The 14574-nt window shown below is 31.2% G+C and carries 21 protein-coding genes and 1 tRNA gene; 9 read left to right on the top strand and 13 right to left on the bottom strand.

Going from position 1 to position 14574, the window contains the following annotated elements; translation table 11 throughout:
- The first annotated feature begins 20 nt into the window (after nucleotides 1–20).
- Nucleotides 21–494, top strand: coding sequence for a pentapeptide repeat-containing protein (locus MK115_RS04920; protein ID WP_025952595.1), 474 nt, complete (start codon nucleotides 21–23; stop codon nucleotides 492–494).
- A gap of 2 nt (nucleotides 495–496) precedes the next feature.
- Here the strand turns inward: MK115_RS04920 and MK115_RS04925 are convergent, their stop codons facing one another.
- The 3 genes from MK115_RS04925 to gloA all read right to left on the bottom strand — a co-directional run bounded on the left by MK115_RS04925 (nucleotide 497) and on the right by gloA (nucleotide 2045).
- Nucleotides 497–889 carry an LEM domain-containing protein gene (locus MK115_RS04925; RefSeq protein WP_287609842.1) on the bottom strand — a complete coding sequence of 131 codons (393 nt, stop codon included), beginning with the start codon at nucleotides 887–889 and terminating at the stop codon, nucleotides 497–499.
- Between the two features lie 2 nt (nucleotides 890–891).
- On the bottom strand, nucleotides 892–1389 hold the full coding sequence (locus MK115_RS04930; protein ID WP_025894286.1) for a VHS domain-containing protein: 498 nt from the start codon (nucleotides 1387–1389) through the stop codon (nucleotides 892–894).
- 266 nt (nucleotides 1390–1655) lie between these two features.
- Nucleotides 1656–2045, bottom strand: a complete 390-nt coding sequence (gloA, locus tag MK115_RS04935) for a lactoylglutathione lyase (protein ID WP_287609845.1) — start codon at nucleotides 2043–2045, stop codon at nucleotides 1656–1658.
- 133 nt (nucleotides 2046–2178) lie between these two features.
- On the opposite strand from gloA, the gene MK115_RS04940 reads away from it, so the two are divergent.
- Entirely contained in the window at nucleotides 2179–2613 is a 435-nt protein-coding gene (locus tag MK115_RS04940) for a Tic20 family protein (RefSeq protein WP_287609846.1), read from the top strand.
- A 27-nt stretch (nucleotides 2614–2640) separates the two neighbouring features.
- On the opposite strand, the gene MK115_RS04945 is transcribed toward MK115_RS04940, so the two are convergent.
- The 6 genes from MK115_RS04945 to MK115_RS04970 all read right to left on the bottom strand — a co-directional run bounded on the left by MK115_RS04945 (nucleotide 2641) and on the right by MK115_RS04970 (nucleotide 4556).
- On the bottom strand, nucleotides 2641–2970 hold the full coding sequence (locus MK115_RS04945) for a hypothetical protein (RefSeq protein WP_025881100.1): 330 nt from the start codon (nucleotides 2968–2970) through the stop codon (nucleotides 2641–2643).
- A 7-nt stretch (nucleotides 2971–2977) separates the two neighbouring features.
- Entirely contained in the window at nucleotides 2978–3562 is a 585-nt protein-coding gene (locus tag MK115_RS04950; protein ID WP_353847955.1) for a hypothetical protein, read from the bottom strand.
- A gap of 54 nt (nucleotides 3563–3616) precedes the next feature.
- Nucleotides 3617–3817 (bottom strand): hypothetical protein, encoded by a 201-nt coding sequence (locus MK115_RS04955; protein ID WP_025926248.1) that lies wholly within the window; start codon nucleotides 3815–3817, stop codon nucleotides 3617–3619.
- A 72-nt stretch (nucleotides 3818–3889) separates the two neighbouring features.
- Nucleotides 3890–3976, bottom strand: a tRNA-Ser gene (locus tag MK115_RS04960).
- A gap of 194 nt (nucleotides 3977–4170) precedes the next feature.
- Complete coding sequence (locus tag MK115_RS04965) at nucleotides 4171–4320, bottom strand: hypothetical protein (protein ID WP_011818161.1); 150 nt, start codon at nucleotides 4318–4320, stop codon at nucleotides 4171–4173.
- A gap of 134 nt (nucleotides 4321–4454) precedes the next feature.
- Entirely contained in the window at nucleotides 4455–4556 is a 102-nt protein-coding gene (locus MK115_RS04970) for a DUF4278 domain-containing protein (RefSeq protein WP_011862700.1), read from the bottom strand.
- A gap of 305 nt (nucleotides 4557–4861) precedes the next feature.
- On the opposite strand from MK115_RS04970, the gene MK115_RS04975 reads away from it, so the two are divergent.
- Nucleotides 4862–5056, top strand: coding sequence for a hypothetical protein (locus MK115_RS04975; RefSeq protein ID WP_011818162.1), 195 nt, complete (start codon nucleotides 4862–4864; stop codon nucleotides 5054–5056).
- On the opposite strand, the gene MK115_RS04980 is transcribed toward MK115_RS04975, so the two are convergent.
- Both MK115_RS04980 and nrdJ read right to left on the bottom strand, forming a co-directional pair.
- A complete protein-coding gene (locus MK115_RS04980; protein ID WP_025941519.1) occupies nucleotides 5053–5319 on the bottom strand; it encodes an RNA recognition motif-containing protein in 267 nt (88 codons plus the stop codon). The genes MK115_RS04975 and MK115_RS04980 overlap by 4 nt on opposite strands.
- 88 nt (nucleotides 5320–5407) lie before the next feature.
- Nucleotides 5408–7741 (bottom strand): ribonucleoside-triphosphate reductase, adenosylcobalamin-dependent, encoded by a 2334-nt coding sequence (gene nrdJ / locus MK115_RS04985; protein WP_025925185.1) that lies wholly within the window; start codon nucleotides 7739–7741, stop codon nucleotides 5408–5410.
- 134 nt (nucleotides 7742–7875) lie between these two features.
- On the opposite strand from nrdJ, the gene MK115_RS04990 reads away from it, so the two are divergent.
- The 3 genes from MK115_RS04990 to MK115_RS05000 are packed head-to-tail and all read left to right on the top strand — an operon-like array spanning nucleotide 7876 to nucleotide 10966.
- Nucleotides 7876–8571 (top strand): class I SAM-dependent methyltransferase, encoded by a 696-nt coding sequence (locus MK115_RS04990; protein ID WP_287609855.1) that lies wholly within the window; start codon nucleotides 7876–7878, stop codon nucleotides 8569–8571.
- A 31-nt stretch (nucleotides 8572–8602) separates the two neighbouring features.
- Nucleotides 8603–10240, top strand: coding sequence for a peptide chain release factor 3 (locus tag MK115_RS04995; RefSeq protein WP_025934975.1), 1638 nt, complete (start codon nucleotides 8603–8605; stop codon nucleotides 10238–10240).
- A gap of 51 nt (nucleotides 10241–10291) precedes the next feature.
- The gene (locus MK115_RS05000; RefSeq protein WP_011818167.1) at nucleotides 10292–10966 is read left to right on the top strand and encodes a CPP1-like family protein; all 675 of its coding nucleotides are present in this window, start codon (nucleotides 10292–10294) and stop codon (nucleotides 10964–10966) included.
- On the opposite strand, the gene hslO is transcribed toward MK115_RS05000, so the two are convergent.
- Both hslO and MK115_RS05010 read right to left on the bottom strand, forming a co-directional pair.
- Nucleotides 10961–11869, bottom strand: coding sequence for an Hsp33 family molecular chaperone HslO (hslO, locus tag MK115_RS05005; RefSeq protein WP_287609859.1), 909 nt, complete (start codon nucleotides 11867–11869; stop codon nucleotides 10961–10963). The two genes, MK115_RS05000 and hslO, sit on opposite strands and share 6 nt — an antisense overlap.
- A complete protein-coding gene (locus MK115_RS05010) occupies nucleotides 11859–12506 on the bottom strand; it encodes an ABC transporter ATP-binding protein (protein WP_025941524.1) in 648 nt (215 codons plus the stop codon). The genes hslO and MK115_RS05010 overlap by 11 nt, the downstream gene beginning before the upstream one ends.
- A gap of 83 nt (nucleotides 12507–12589) precedes the next feature.
- Here MK115_RS05010 and MK115_RS05015 point away from each other — a divergent pair, with 83 nt between their 5' ends.
- From MK115_RS05015 to MK115_RS05025, 3 genes are read left to right on the top strand one after another with little or no spacing between them, the layout of a single operon-like run.
- Nucleotides 12590–13033 carry a DUF3531 family protein gene (locus tag MK115_RS05015; RefSeq protein WP_002806034.1) on the top strand — a complete coding sequence of 148 codons (444 nt, stop codon included), beginning with the start codon at nucleotides 12590–12592 and terminating at the stop codon, nucleotides 13031–13033.
- A gap of 9 nt (nucleotides 13034–13042) precedes the next feature.
- Nucleotides 13043–13816 (top strand): 16S rRNA (uracil(1498)-N(3))-methyltransferase, encoded by a 774-nt coding sequence (locus tag MK115_RS05020; RefSeq protein ID WP_287609864.1) that lies wholly within the window; start codon nucleotides 13043–13045, stop codon nucleotides 13814–13816.
- A gap of 6 nt (nucleotides 13817–13822) precedes the next feature.
- The gene (locus MK115_RS05025; protein WP_025941526.1) at nucleotides 13823–14566 is read left to right on the top strand and encodes a TIGR00297 family protein; all 744 of its coding nucleotides are present in this window, start codon (nucleotides 13823–13825) and stop codon (nucleotides 14564–14566) included.
- Nucleotides 14567–14574: the final 8 nt, after the last annotated feature.

Here is a 14574-nt window from a genome sequence, read left to right on the forward strand (position 1 = left end):
TTGAAATACTACTCAAACAAATGAGATTTATAATTTTAACTTTTTTAATAGTTGTTTTAACCCTCCCTTCTAGAAGCTTCGCTGCGTTGGATTATGGTAAACAATCTTTGGTAGGGGCTGATTTTTCTGGATCTGATTTAAAAGGAGCAACTTTCTATTTGACTGATTTACAAGACGCAAATTTGTCAGGTTGTGAGCTCCAAAATGCGACTCTTTATGGAGCAAAATTGAAAGATACTAATTTAAGTAACTCCAACTTAAGAGAAGTAACTTTAGACTCAGCTGTTTTAGATGGAACAGATTTATCAAATACTAACTTGGAGGATTCTTTTGCTTATAGTACCCAGTTTGAAAATGTAAAAATACAAGGCGCAGACTTCACAAATGTTTTTTTGCCAAAAGATATTATTAGGAAATTTTGTGAAAGTGCTACTGGAACTAATCCAATTACAAATAGAGAAACCAGAGAAACTTTAGAGTGCGATTACATTTAAATTTATGCACATACAAGTTCTTTTTTAATCTTTCTTTGTTTATAAAGTGATCTTCCAACAGGCCAACCTAAAGTAGATAAATGTTTCATTAAAGAACCTGAGTATTTGAAATAAAAATTGTCTGAATATTTGATGCCAAGTTCTTTTAGAGTGGTTATTAATAAACATAGATCTTTCTTTTTGCCTTTTTTCATATCCAATAATATCAATGCTTCACTTGATAATTTTTTTTCTAGAACCTTATCATTTTCAGCAAAACCAACTTTAAGTGAATTAAATTCATCAGAATAAAGAGTATAAATTATTCCATCTTTGAATTTATCTACAGAAGTATCTACATTAAATCTTGATGATATTAATGTTTTGTATCCTTTAATGATTTTTCTGTTATTCATAATTATTTGATTTCATCCTGAGCTAATTCGTATTTCTCCAATAGATTGTTTACTTCTGCTAGTGCAATCCTCTTTTGACAGGCCGAGTCATATCTATTTACTGCTATTGAAGGTATTGAACCTTTGCTTTTCATTTCCCTTATACCAGTTTCTAAACATTGAAAAGCAACACTTGATAGATCTCTTCCTTCTGCTGCGGCCCAAACTTTCAAAAGATAAGTAAGATTTGATGGTACTGAGATCTGTACTTTGTTTGAATTTGAAGTATTTAATGCAATATCATCGAGACTAATTTCTTTAGAGGAAATAGTTTCTTTAACCTTTTTCTTCAAAAATTTTACTTGGCTTATAGCGTCCTCTTTATTCTTTATTTTTTGTTCTATTTCAAATAACTCTTCTTCAGAATTAATTAAAGCTTCTAATGCCCATTTAGCATCATCTTTCGCAACCGCGGTTCTATCAAGCCATTCATCTCTTATTTTTGACCAATTACTAGGCATAAGCTTTATGCGATAATTCTATGATATATAAATCTGAATAGATTGTCTACTTATTCTAAATAGAATTAACCTAGATTGTATAAAGTTTTAATTTTATTTTTAATAATTCCTCATCTTAGAAATAATCTTTTACAATAATTGAAACTGCAGAATCTATCCAATGTGATCTTAGAGGTATTTTTTCGCTAATTGAAAACGATATATTTGATAATTCAATCTTTTTAAATTTTAGTTATTTGTTTATTTAATTAAAAACTTCTGAGCTTTTAATCTCTTTCAATAAGTTCAATTTTATAACCATCAGGATCCTCAACAAAAGCCAAGACAGTAGTACTGTTTTTCATTGTTTTAGGTTTGGTTGTTATTTTACAACCATTTTTTTCTAATCCTTGGCAAATTAGATGAATATCTTTTACTCCAATAGCTATATGACCATATTTATCTCCAAGCTCATAGTCTTCAGACTTTTTGTCCCAGTTATAAGTTAATTCAATTACTGTGTTTTCTTTTTCTGAGCCATAACCAACAAATGCCAAAGTGAATTTTCCATGAGGGTAATCCTTTTTTCTTAATAAATTCATTCCTAATCTATTGACGTAGAAATCAATGGATTTATCTAAATCTCCAACCCTCAACATTGTATGTAGGATACGCATTTTGAATTATGAACCTTAATCAATTATCTAATATTTAATAACCATCTGCCAAAGTTGATTTTTTCGAGGCTAAGTCATTTATTAAGTTCAGAAAAATTAGGCTAAAATATGAATACGAAATTTCAATAATATATTGAATCAGATATTCCAGAGACTCTCATCAGTATTTTTGTATACTTTGCCATTAAAGGCATCAATACCTTTTGGATATTATTTGTTCTATAAATATTCATTTTTAAAAATACTATTATTACTAACTTTTCCGATAGCAATAATTGAAAAATCTTTGCCTTTTGGTAGTTTTTTATTATTTATAATTTTGTTTGCTGGATTAGTAAGAAATCCAAATGTTCCCTATTTCGTTAGATATAACGCATGCCAAGCATTACTTATTGATATTGCTTTGATAATAATTTCATATCTCTTGAGAATATTTCCCATAGTTGAATTAGGCTCAATAATTTTTATATTTACACTATGTATTTTTATTTATTCGATTTCTCAATGTATTTATGGAGTTGAACCTGAAATTCCCTTAATTAGTAAATCTGTAAGAATGCAAATTTAAAAAGATTTATAGATTTACTGACTTTCTTCAGCACTCATTCAGAATAGATTCCCATCTTTGTTGACTTGCCTTTATTGCTTGCATTGGCGGATTAGCCCCCTCTATTTCAAAGGCTTTAATTAATGATTTATTAGCTAATAGACCTAATCTTGCTGCCTCTCTTTGCCTAGAGCATACTTTTTTTCTTGATCCCTCTTTTAGACTATTTTCGATTTCTTTAAGAATCTGGCTAGCTTCATTCGATTTAGAATAAAAATCATTCATGTAAACATCAAGTGCCGTATCAGCAAAGATTTCAACTGGAGAGATTATTGTGACTAAGCACACTATAAAACTTACAAATACAAATATTTTCATAAGAATCTTAAGTAAATTTTTTGTCCGATCTCTTTAATACTAAATAAAAGGTAAGAACGCTAATTGTTCCAGATGGGCCTATTAAAACATGCCAAAATTGATCGCCACTAATTGAGAGCCTTGTGCCAAAGAAAGTCGTAAAAAAAATACCAAATATTGGGTAAAGGATAAAAAGCCAATCTTTAAAAACTCTTTGCCAATTTATAATTAGAAGGATACTTATTATTACTTGAAAAAGAAGAGCAATAGTTTTATCAAATAAAAAATATGAGATTATTGAACATAAAGAAATGCAAAAATTAGTTTTTTGAATAAATTTATTTTTTATAACTGATATTGATAAACATGTTAGACCTAAAGATAGGAAAGAATAAAATAACCAATTAAATAAAGAGGAATGATCTACATAAATCCAAGATGTTTGGGTATGATCTATCATTTCAGAAATCGATGCCAATCCTAAAAAAATAAAACCGAAAGGTATCAATTTGTTCTTGCTTATATGTTTGAATTTATTGATCGATCTAATACCTAATAATATTGGGATGATTGCCGCTTGAAAGTGGGCAAATAATAAAATTGAAAAAAACAAAATAAATTCTCAAACTTAATTCATCCTAATTTAAATAAAAAAAACAGTTTCGGGTCATCTCAGTAGTGAAAGGTACCATTGACCGATTACTATAATCAATATTGTAAGAACAAAAGGGAAAGCAGGATATCTTGTCTGAAAATTAGCTGGTGGCCAAGGAGACCAAGATATTAATCTTCCTTGCGGTTCATTTGAAATAACTTTTTTTTTCGATTTTTTGGATATTAAATTATCTGTGGCAAATCCTTTACTCATAATCTAAATAAATTCATATTAACAAGAACGTTTCAAAAGGGCGTTGATATTATTCGGTTCTTTTTATTTGAACGGAGGGGGTGGGATTCGAACCCACGGTGCCCTTGCAGACACGCTAGTTTTCAAGACTAGAGCCTTAAACCACTCGACCACCCCTCCAAAGGGCTATTCAGTTTTGTTGAACTTAAAAACTATAACATAAGAAATTAGTCATAGTCTATAAATTCAAAGATTAAAAATTTATTTCAAGAAACTTGTCTGAGAGAGGAATTTTATTTAAAAATGACGGGTTAAGTCGTTATAACAATCAATTATTGGTCACATTTAGTCCAAAAATTTAGGCCACAAAAAAATCACCCAAAGTTGACATTTTGTTGAAATAAACCAAATAAGTTATTCCCAACTATGGCAGCGATTATTAAAACGAAGGCAACTATGGCGAAAAGAGCACTAACATCTTTTATGTCATAAGGTGCTTTAAATAAAGGTTTTTGGTCTGCCATTGTTATCTAATATATAAATGCAATTGAATCATATTATTTTAATGCTTGTGAGAAGTATTAAGTTATTTTTTAGTCTAAGAATGGATAATAAAAAAGCCACTAAAAGTGGCTTTTTCTTTTAATGGCTAAATAAACTAGCTTGTGTAAGCTTTTCCTCTATAAGTTAGTTCATTGTGCTGCTTTTTAGCTGCTTCTTTGTTCTGGACGTACTTTTGTCCTCTGTAAATTAGAGTCATTTTTTAAGCTCCGGTTTCGCTTAAGTCCCCGTTCCATGGCTTAAGTCGATTTGCGGCTTGCTATACGCAAGTTGAACGTTTTGGTAGCGGTTGCTACAAATTTATAATAACATCCATTAAAATTATTTGTCTAGGTTTTTAATAAATAAACTTAATATATTAATGATAGATTAGGTTTCTGATAAAAATATTTATCATAATCCCGGCTTAATTTCTCACAGGTTACATTTTGTTCGTTTTTGAGAAGTATTTTTTATTTAATGAACTTTTAAATGTAAAATTCTTAAGATTATAAAATTTGTTTTATGTTTTCTAGAAGCAAAAAACCTACAGTAAAAAAATCTGCAATAGTTGAAGAGACTCCATTATTTGCTCAATTATTACCATTCGCAAACAGAATGAATGATAAGGTCCAATTGGTAAATGCTTTGGCTTTTACTTTTATTATGGGATTCTCAATTTTTGGAATTGCTCTATGGAAACTATCAGGGCTGACCTAATTATTTAATTTTTGCAAAGCATCAATTTTTGATTCTTTGTTTTCAATTATGGTTATTAACCATCTAGAGGCTAGCCCTCTGGATATTGATCTATTTTTTAGAAATCTACATATATATACGTGTAGATTTTTTTCGTTTTTGGAGTTAAATTTTTCCTCAAAATCTAAGATATCCTCTTCTGATGTTCTTTTTCTTAGCTCATCCACCAATGCATGACTAGAGGAATCATTAAAAAAGTTCCCAATATTTAAGCTTAATGTCATAAATAATTTATGTCCCTATTTAAGAGGTAGCCATAAATTAAATTTTTAAAAACTAATTTATATTTTTTATTTACAAATAATTCAAAATTTAATCTTTTGGTTTAGCAAGAGGAAGCAAGCACTTATCTGAATCACAACCTGCTGGTCCTGCTTCAGATAGTTCTCCAACATCATATTTATTAAGAGCGTCAAAGAAATCGTTATTGACTTTCCTTTCTATTACTTTATTCTGCAATGATATATATTCCTCTTTACTTATTGGTTCAAAGGGTAATCTCGGGAAAGTAGCGTTAGCACTAAATCTAGCCAGCAATGCTGCTGAAATATATCCCTCATTATTTTCTATTGCATTATGAATAGCCTTAGCTAAATCCTCGATTTCATTTTCTCTAAATTCTACGGTTGCAGAGGTATTATGCTCTGTGTAAAATTTCTGCACTTGCATGTAAAAATCAAATTGAGCTAATGCTGAGAAATTATTGATGTCTATTTGGTCTGCGCCGTCTATATTTGCCCAACTAACTTCTGTAGGGATTTCAACTAACCATTCTGTACATCTTGGATCAAATGGATTATCGAGCAAGCAACCATTTTCATCTTTATCAGATTGAGATGGAACAACTGAGTAACCATAATCCATGCAAGCTAAAGCGATTGGATCATTTTTCCTGAAAGTTATTCTTCTTATGAATCTTTGAGCCTTTGGAGGATGCCATCCTGGAGCTGCTCCAGTAAGAAGACTTTTAGTTCCAGCTGGCTGAACTGTTGTGCATCTATTTGGTCTCCTTAGATTATGCTTATCACAATATTCCCATACAGTTTCTTTTACTATTTTTCTCCAAGAATCTAAGAATTTAGCTTCCTTTTCTTTGAAGGCCTTCCCTTCTTCGCTATTTGGCCTTCCTGCTTCCCACCATTTCAACCATGGCGTCCCAAAGGCATGGACACAAAAATCAAATAATCCAGTGAAACTTACTCCTACAATAGGATCATATTCCCTACTTTTTCTGTAACGCTCAACTTCAAATTCATGATTAAGTAAGCATGCTACAGAAAGAGCGGCTGCTTTAAAAGCTTTTTTTTGCTCTTCAAAATTTCCTGGATCAATCTGATTTAAATGAACTTCAGCCAAATTGCAATGGAAATCATTTCCCAAGATCTCCCCACAAGGGTTAAGTCCATATCGGCTCATCCTGTGGTCTAACTCTTCTTCTGAAAAAGGACCATAACTACTATTTATCCAATTTCTCGCTTCATCCTTACCTTGTTCTGAGTAGATTTCAATAAATTCCTTTCTCAATTCATCATCTTTGAGAATATCTGCATTTGACCTTGCGATTGCTTCTGGAGCAAATTGAATAGCTCCCTCACCTGAATGGAATTGTTTTGTTACTGCATCCAAAACAGTTTGGTAAGTGGGTTTTGTATGGTAAACCCTAGTATGATTAGCCATCCTGAGGGCATCTTTTTCAGGATCTATTCTCCAATTACCATTCTCATCTTGACTCCATAAATTTTCTTTTGCTGATGCGGCTTCCTTATCATCTGAAGCAAATTGTCTCATTCCAGCACTTCTTCTTATATTCCCAGCAACTATGGTTACTGCAGCTTCATCAATTAATAAACAACACTCTACTGTACTTAATTTCCTGCCAATTGCCTTTCCAAGAAGTGATGCGACTCTAGAGTAAAGATCTTTCAATTTGATAGGATTTGCCATACCACCAAAACCTTTTAATGATTCTCCAGCAGGCCTAATATCTTCCAAATCAATATAAACATCAATTTCTCTTTCAAGACTCTCGTTACTTGATGCCTCAAGAAGATATTTATAGCTATCTACCCATCCTCTTCTGCTATCTCCAACTTTGATATGAAGATCTTTTCCTTTAATTTCTAATGATGACTTTTCTTCTCTTTGATCTTTAGGAGTTATTCCAACTTCACTGACTGATTTAATATTTATTTTGTTAATTACCGTAGGTAGATTATTTATAAAATGAGGCTCAATTATTGCACCTGTTCCACATCCCATCATTGCTAAGTCCATCATTAATGCGAAGGCTTCCCAATCAATTAAGTTTGTTGAGGTACAGTTGTATGCTCCTGAGAAATTTTGGTTCTTATTAATCCAAGGGGTTCCGCCTATCCATAACCATCTTCCTGAAGGTTGAGCTTTTTGGTTACTTTGCATCTCTCTCATTAGGATTAATTCTTCTTCAGAAAGTTTTCCTAATTCTTTTAATCCCGATAAATTCCTTTCGCCTACTTCGCTCCAGTTCTCCCTTTTGCCAGATGAAGTTTTTCTACTATAAGATCTGAAAAAAACTGGGTAAGCAGCTGGCGCAGTCTTTGGAAAATCATCTTTTTTAAGATTATTGGAATTGCTCTCTGAAGAAGCTTTATTTGGTGCAACAGTCACGATAAAAAAAACGTATGTAAATAACCCGTACTGGAAGAATAACTCTACCTGTGGCGTCTGCAACTATTCTTACCACTATTTAACGGTTTGTGTAGAATTATGTTTAATATGAAATCTTTGTTTCAAGAAAGGATATGGAAAGAGTCCCCGAACCTGAATTAATGGAAGAAAAAGAGCAGGTCATTTCTTATGACGAAGCTGATTTTTCAGAAGGGGAAGTTAATCTAATTAATCAAATAAATCAATATCTTTTGAAAAAAAATATTTCTTTAGGTGAAAAAGATTTAATAGTTGATTTAGGATGTGGCCCAGGAAATATTTCTGAGAAGTTAGCAATAAAATGGCCTAATACTGCAGTCGTAGGAATAGATGGTTCTAAAGAGATGATTTTGAGAGCAGAATATAATAAAAGTATTTCTAATAATCAAAAAAAATTAAAAAATTTACGCTACATTTGTTCTGACATCAAAGACATTAAATCAAATAATTTTTTATTTAAAAAAAGAATTAGTTTACTTGTAAGCAACAGTTTGATTCATCACATTACCAATCTTGAAGATTTCTTCAACACAATAAGAATTTTATCTAGTAATATTACTGTAAATTTTCACAAGGACTTAAAAAGGCCATTAGATGAAAAGTCTGCTTTAGAACTCAAAGCACAATGTTCAACTAAATATAATGAGATTTTAACTAATGATTATTATGCATCTTTAAGAGCTTCTTATACTTTTAAAGAGTTAAAAAATTTCATCTTAGAGAATGATCTATCCTCTTTAGATGTGTTTGAGGAAGGTGAAAATTATTTAATAGTCTATGGTAATGTTTAAGAACTAAGTGAAAGGCCCTTATATTATATAAATGAGCTTAGGTACTAAAATTCTAAATAATAAAGAAATACTGGATGCGGTAAATAAAAGAAGAAATTTTGCTATTATTTCACATCCAGATGCTGGGAAAACGACTCTTACCGAGAAGCTTCTTTTGTATGGAGGTGCCATTCAACAGGCAGGAGCAGTAAAAGCTAGGGGTAATCAGAGAAAAGCCACCTCAGACTGGATGGAACTTGAGAAACAAAGAGGTATTTCTATTACATCAACTGTATTGCAATTTGAATATGAAAGATCAGTAATTAATCTATTAGATACACCAGGACACCAAGATTTCTCCGAAGATACTTATAGAACATTAGCTGCTGCTGATAATGCAGTTATGTTGGAAGATGCTGCTAAAGGACTAGAACCTCAAACTAGAAAATTGTTTGAAGTTTGCAAGATGCGAAAAATACCAATATTTACTTTCATAAATAAAATGGATAGACCAGGAAGAGAGCCATTTTCTTTACTTGATGAAATTGAATCAGAACTTGGATTAAATACCCTACCTATAAACTGGCCAATTGGGAGTGGCGAGGAATTTAGAGGGGTTATTGATAGATTTTCGAGAGAGGTGATTTTATTTGATAAAGCAGTGAGAGGGAAACAATCGAATGAGAAAAGATTAAGTCTTGAAGATAAAGAGCTATCAAAATATGTAGAGAGAGATTTACTTGAAAACTCACTTGAAGAATTGGAGGTTCTTGATGAGGCAGGATCTAAATTTGAAAAAGAAAAAGTTTTTAATGGCTCTTTAACCCCAGTTTTCTTTGGATCTGCCATGACTAATTTTGGCGTAAGGCCATTTTTAGATAGTTTTTTAAAAATGGCACAAAAACCAACTTCAAGAAATAGTAATAAAGGGGATATTGAACCTGCAAGCGATGAATTTAGTGGGTTTGTTTTTAAGCTTCAGGCAAATATGGATCCAAAGCACAGAGATAGGGTTGCTTTTATAAGAGTTTGTAGTGGCAAATTTGAAAAGGATATGTCAGTTAAACATTCCAGAACTGGGAAAACAATTAGATTATCAAGACCACAAAAAATATTTGGGCAAGATAGAGAAGTAGTTGATGATGCCTATCCTGGAGATGTTATTGGTTTAAATAATCCAGGGATGTTTTCTATTGGAGATACTCTTTATACTGGTGCTCATCTGGAATATGAGGGCATACCATCCTTTAGTCCTGAAATATTCAGCTGGCTAAGAAATCCAAATCCCTCAGCATTTAAAAACTTTAGAAAGGGTGTTAATGAACTTCGAGAAGAAGGTGCTGTTCAGATTCTTTATGACTTTGATGAGAGTAAAAGAGACCCTATACTCGCAGCTGTTGGTCAATTGCAGTTGGAGGTAGTAACTCACAGATTAAAAAGTGAATATGGTGTAGATGCAAATCTTGAAGCAATGCCATATCAATTGGCTAGATGGATTTCTGATGGATGGCCAGCCATTGAAAAACTAGGCAGAATATTCAACTGTAAAATAGTTAAAGATTGTTGGAATAGGCCAGTTATTCTTTTCAAAAATGAGTGGAATCTAAATCAATTTGTTGAAGACAATAATCAATTAAATTTAAACAAAGTTGCGCCCGTTGTTAGTGGAGTCGAACCAATTGTTTTATAAAGTCTTAATGGATTATAAAATTAGTTAATCTGTTAGTATTGGTAAAAAATTTTGGATTCAAACAGTAATAAAAATAATAACGAAAAATCACCTTATGAAATTTTAGGTGTAAAAGAAGGTGCTGCTTTTGAGGATATTCAGAAGGCTAGAGATATTAAAGTTAAAGAGGCTGGTGAAGATTTAATTTTAAAAGCGAAAATAGAATCTTCCTTTGATCAATTACTCATGGGGAGTTTGAAAGCCAGGCAATCAGGAAATGTAAGCTATGAAGCTGTGAGTGCCTCAAAAAAAGAAAAACAAATTAATCAATTTACCAATAATAATTTCCCACTTCTTTCTAAGATAAAAAATTTAAATAATAACTCTAACAATTCAAGTCAGTATAGTCTGCCAAAAATAACTACCCCCTCATTTGATAATCTTTCAATAAAAATATCTGTTGGGCTATTATTTTTAATTTTGTTATTTATCAGTCCAGACTCTAATAATAGACTTTTACTCTCTATCTCAACATTAATACTTACCTATACTCAAATTAAATCGGGGAAAAGATTTATAGGTTCTCTGGGTTGGAGTGTTACCTTTCTCTCGATAGGATTAATATTTGGTGGATTGCTTGAAAATAATTCTTTCATTCAGGAAGTATCAAACAACTCTTTATCAATACAAAAAATTCAAAGTATTCCGGCCATGGTTATTTTATGGCTAGGCGTAATTTTTTTATGATTGATTTTCTATCATAGATTTAATTTCTTCATAATTTATAAGATATTTATTTTTACAAAATTCACAAACCAACTCTGCTTTGCCATCTTTCTTGAGGATGTCCTCTAACTCGCTCTTATCAAGCATTTTCATCGCATTTAAACTTCTTTGTTTGGAACACTTGCATTTAAAACTCACTTCTTGAGAACGAGCTTTTTCAGAGATTGATTTATCGTCAATATCGGGAAATATATTTCTAATTAACTCAAGAAGATTATCTTTTGACTTAAATAGATCTTCGCTGAAAGAATTAATTTCTTTGCATCTTTCTTCAAGTAGTGAGACTAGCAGAGGGTCAGTATCTTTTTTAGGTAAAACTTGAGCTAATAAGCCACCACTACAAATAACACTTTTATTTTGAATTTTTTCTCCAATAAATACAGCAGAGGGAGTTTGCTCTGAATGATATAAATATGAAGCTAAGTCTTCAGCAATATTTCCATTTACTAATTCAACAGTGCTTGTAAAGGGTTCTCCAAATCCACTATCTCTAATTACATTTAAATATCCTGTACCTAATGCTTTTGTAAAATCAAAAGAATATTTATTATTGCCTATTTTGACTAGGTCTAATTCTAAATTAGGATTCCCTACATAACCCCTAACTTTTCCGTCTCTACCTGCATCAACTAGTAATCCTTTTAAAGGTCCGTCAGATCTAACTCTTAAAGTAACTCTCCCATGCATTATCTTCATCGAGCTTGCTAAAAGCAGTGAAGCACTAAATGCTCTGCCTAAGATACAGGTGGTTAAGTAAGAAAGGCCGTGTCTTTTTTTTGCTTCTAAAGAAGATTCTGTTGTTAAGACCGCAACTAATCTTATTCCTCCATTGGCTGCAGTAGCCCGAACTATCCTATCCTGCATGATTTTCTTTCATAAAATTTTTGATTTTCCCTTTTTCCAAGAATAATATCCTAGAAGGAATTCCCTCAAATAAGGCAGGTTCATGAGTAACAATAATAATTGTATTTTTATTTTTTAAATCAAGAATTAAATTCTTCACATCATTTCTCATTGAATAGTCTAATCCAGCAGTTGGTTCATCAAGTAAAAGAATTGAGGGGTTTCTAAGTAGTTGAACTGCTACAGCTAATCGCCTTTGTTGTCCGCCACTTAGTTGTTCTGGTGGTTGGGTCAGATTAATTTTTTTCAAACCAACTTTATTTAAAACTATTTCTATATTTTTTTCTCTTAAAGATTTATGGCCTATTTTTAATTCTTTCCCAATGGTTGTACCTATAAAGTATCTTTCAGGAAATTGGAATACTACTCCACAAAACCATCTTCTTTGTCTAGAAGATAAAATTTTATTCTTCCAAGTAATTTTTCCTTTTTGTGGATTTGTTAATCCGCTTATTATTTCGAGTAGTGTTGTTTTCCCAGAACCACTATTGCCGCAAATTAAAATGATTTCATTTTCATGAACTTTTAAATTTAAATTGTCTATTATTTTTCTTTCACCAGTTTGGGGTTGATAAGATATTTCTTTTAAATCAAGCATTATTAATTAAGTTATAGGTATGAATTTGAATCTAGTAATAACTTACTTATAATAGCTGTAGATCTAAAAAGATATTAGTCAATATGAATATTATTTTTAGGGAAGTTGATCCTTTTAATTGTTGGATATGGATCAGGTTTTCAGAATCACCAACTCAAGATGAAAAAAATTATTTAGATGGTGTTTTTGATAGTTGGTACGTTTTAGGAAGGTTAGGTGGATTTAATTCTGAAAATTTGCAAACTCATGAAGAGGGTTCCGATCTAAGTTGGATGTCCTATGATAATGACCAAAAAAATGCATCTCTTCCAGCCTTAATGCATAATTTAGGAATTATGGAATATCAAAATCTTTGGGGAAGATGTTGGGTTGATTTTGGAACTTCAGACTCCATTTCAATAGATATATTAATTAATTCTTTGAATGAGATATCAAATAATTATGTAAAAATTGAAGAGTTAATTATTGGGGGTGAAAATAATGATTGGGCAATTGAAGAACATGAAGATTTAGTTTTCAAAGATTAAGTGTTTTAGATGGAAGACTTAACAAGATTAATTATTTCCCATGAAAGAATTGAAAATATTAAGAACAATAATTTAGAACTTTCTAAAGAAGAGGCTCATTATTTAAATAAAGTAATGAGGATAAAAAATGGTAAAGAAATATTTATAGCTAACGGAGAGGGTTCATTATGGAAAGCTATAAAAGTTAAAAATGATTGTTTAGAAATAATTCAATTAAAAAAACCTTACTTATTTCAAGAACAAGAAATTTACTTATTAGGAATAGCTGTTGTTATACCAAAAAGTGGTTTTGAGGATATTTTAAAAATGTGTACTGAAATAGGAATTGATTATATACAGCCATTATTTTCAGAAAGACAGGTAAACAAAAATTTAAATTTTTCTAGAAAACTTTTGAGATGGAATTTAATTATCAATGAAGCTGTTGAGCAAAGTGAGAGATTATGGAAACCATCTATTTTAAATGGAATGGATATTATTGAATGGCTAAAAAGTAGAGATAATCAAGAAAGAGTTTCAATTTCTATAACTAGAGAAGAAACACTATATGACTTAAATCAATGGTTAAGAAAACAACAAGAATTTGGAAATAAAAAAGGAGGTATTTTTTGGAATGTAATTGGTCCTGAAGGAGGTTGGTCCGCTAAAGAAATTGATTTTTTTAAAAAAAATAATATTACCTTTGTTAAGCTTTCCGACACTATCTTGAGAACTTCAACGGCTAGTATTAACGCATCATCAATTCTAAATCAGTGGAGAATTGATTTGAAATTAAAGAATTAGATAAATATGGATTTAATTAGAAATCAATTTTTTATAGGTTTTTGCATTAATTTTATTTTGATTTATATATTTTGCAGGATTCCTTTGATGACGAAAAGTGGTTGGGTAAGTGCAGGCATCTTAGGCACAATTTTGTGGGGATGTTTGTCTTGGCAGGGATGGATGTCAGTTGTAATTTATTTATTATTTGGATCCCTCGTTACCAAAATAGGTTTTAAATTTAAAAAAGCACAAGGAATTGCTGAAAAAAGAGGCGGGAGGAGAGGTCCTGAGAATGTATGGGGCTCAGCAGCTACAGGATTATTTCTTGCCATTATGACCAAATTTAATGCTGCCAATGTAGTGATGTTTAAAGTAGGTTTTGCTGCAAGTTTTGCTGCAAAGTTGGCGGATACTTTTGGTAGCGAAATTGGAAAAAGATTTGGTAAAGACACATACTTAATTACTTCACTTAAAAAGGTGGATAGGGGAACTGAGGGAGGAATAAGTATAGAAGGAACATTAGCTAGTGTTTTGGGATCAATATTTATGGCTTTTATAATGCTTCGTCTATCAATTATTTCTACAAAATATCATTTTATAGTTGTTGTAGTTTCTGGATTCTTGGCAACACTTTCTGAAAGTATTATTGGTGCTAAATTTCAAAACAAATATAAATTAAGTAATGAATTGGTAAATGCTATTCAGACAAGTATTGCTTCTGTTTTTGCTATCTTTGCTCTTATTTTATATTCATATTTTTTAAATTAATAATATTT

It is taken from the genome of Prochlorococcus sp. ALOHA_ZT_50 (assembly GCF_022447305.1).
In the GTDB taxonomy this organism is placed as follows: domain Bacteria; phylum Cyanobacteriota; class Cyanobacteriia; order PCC-6307; family Cyanobiaceae; genus Prochlorococcus_A.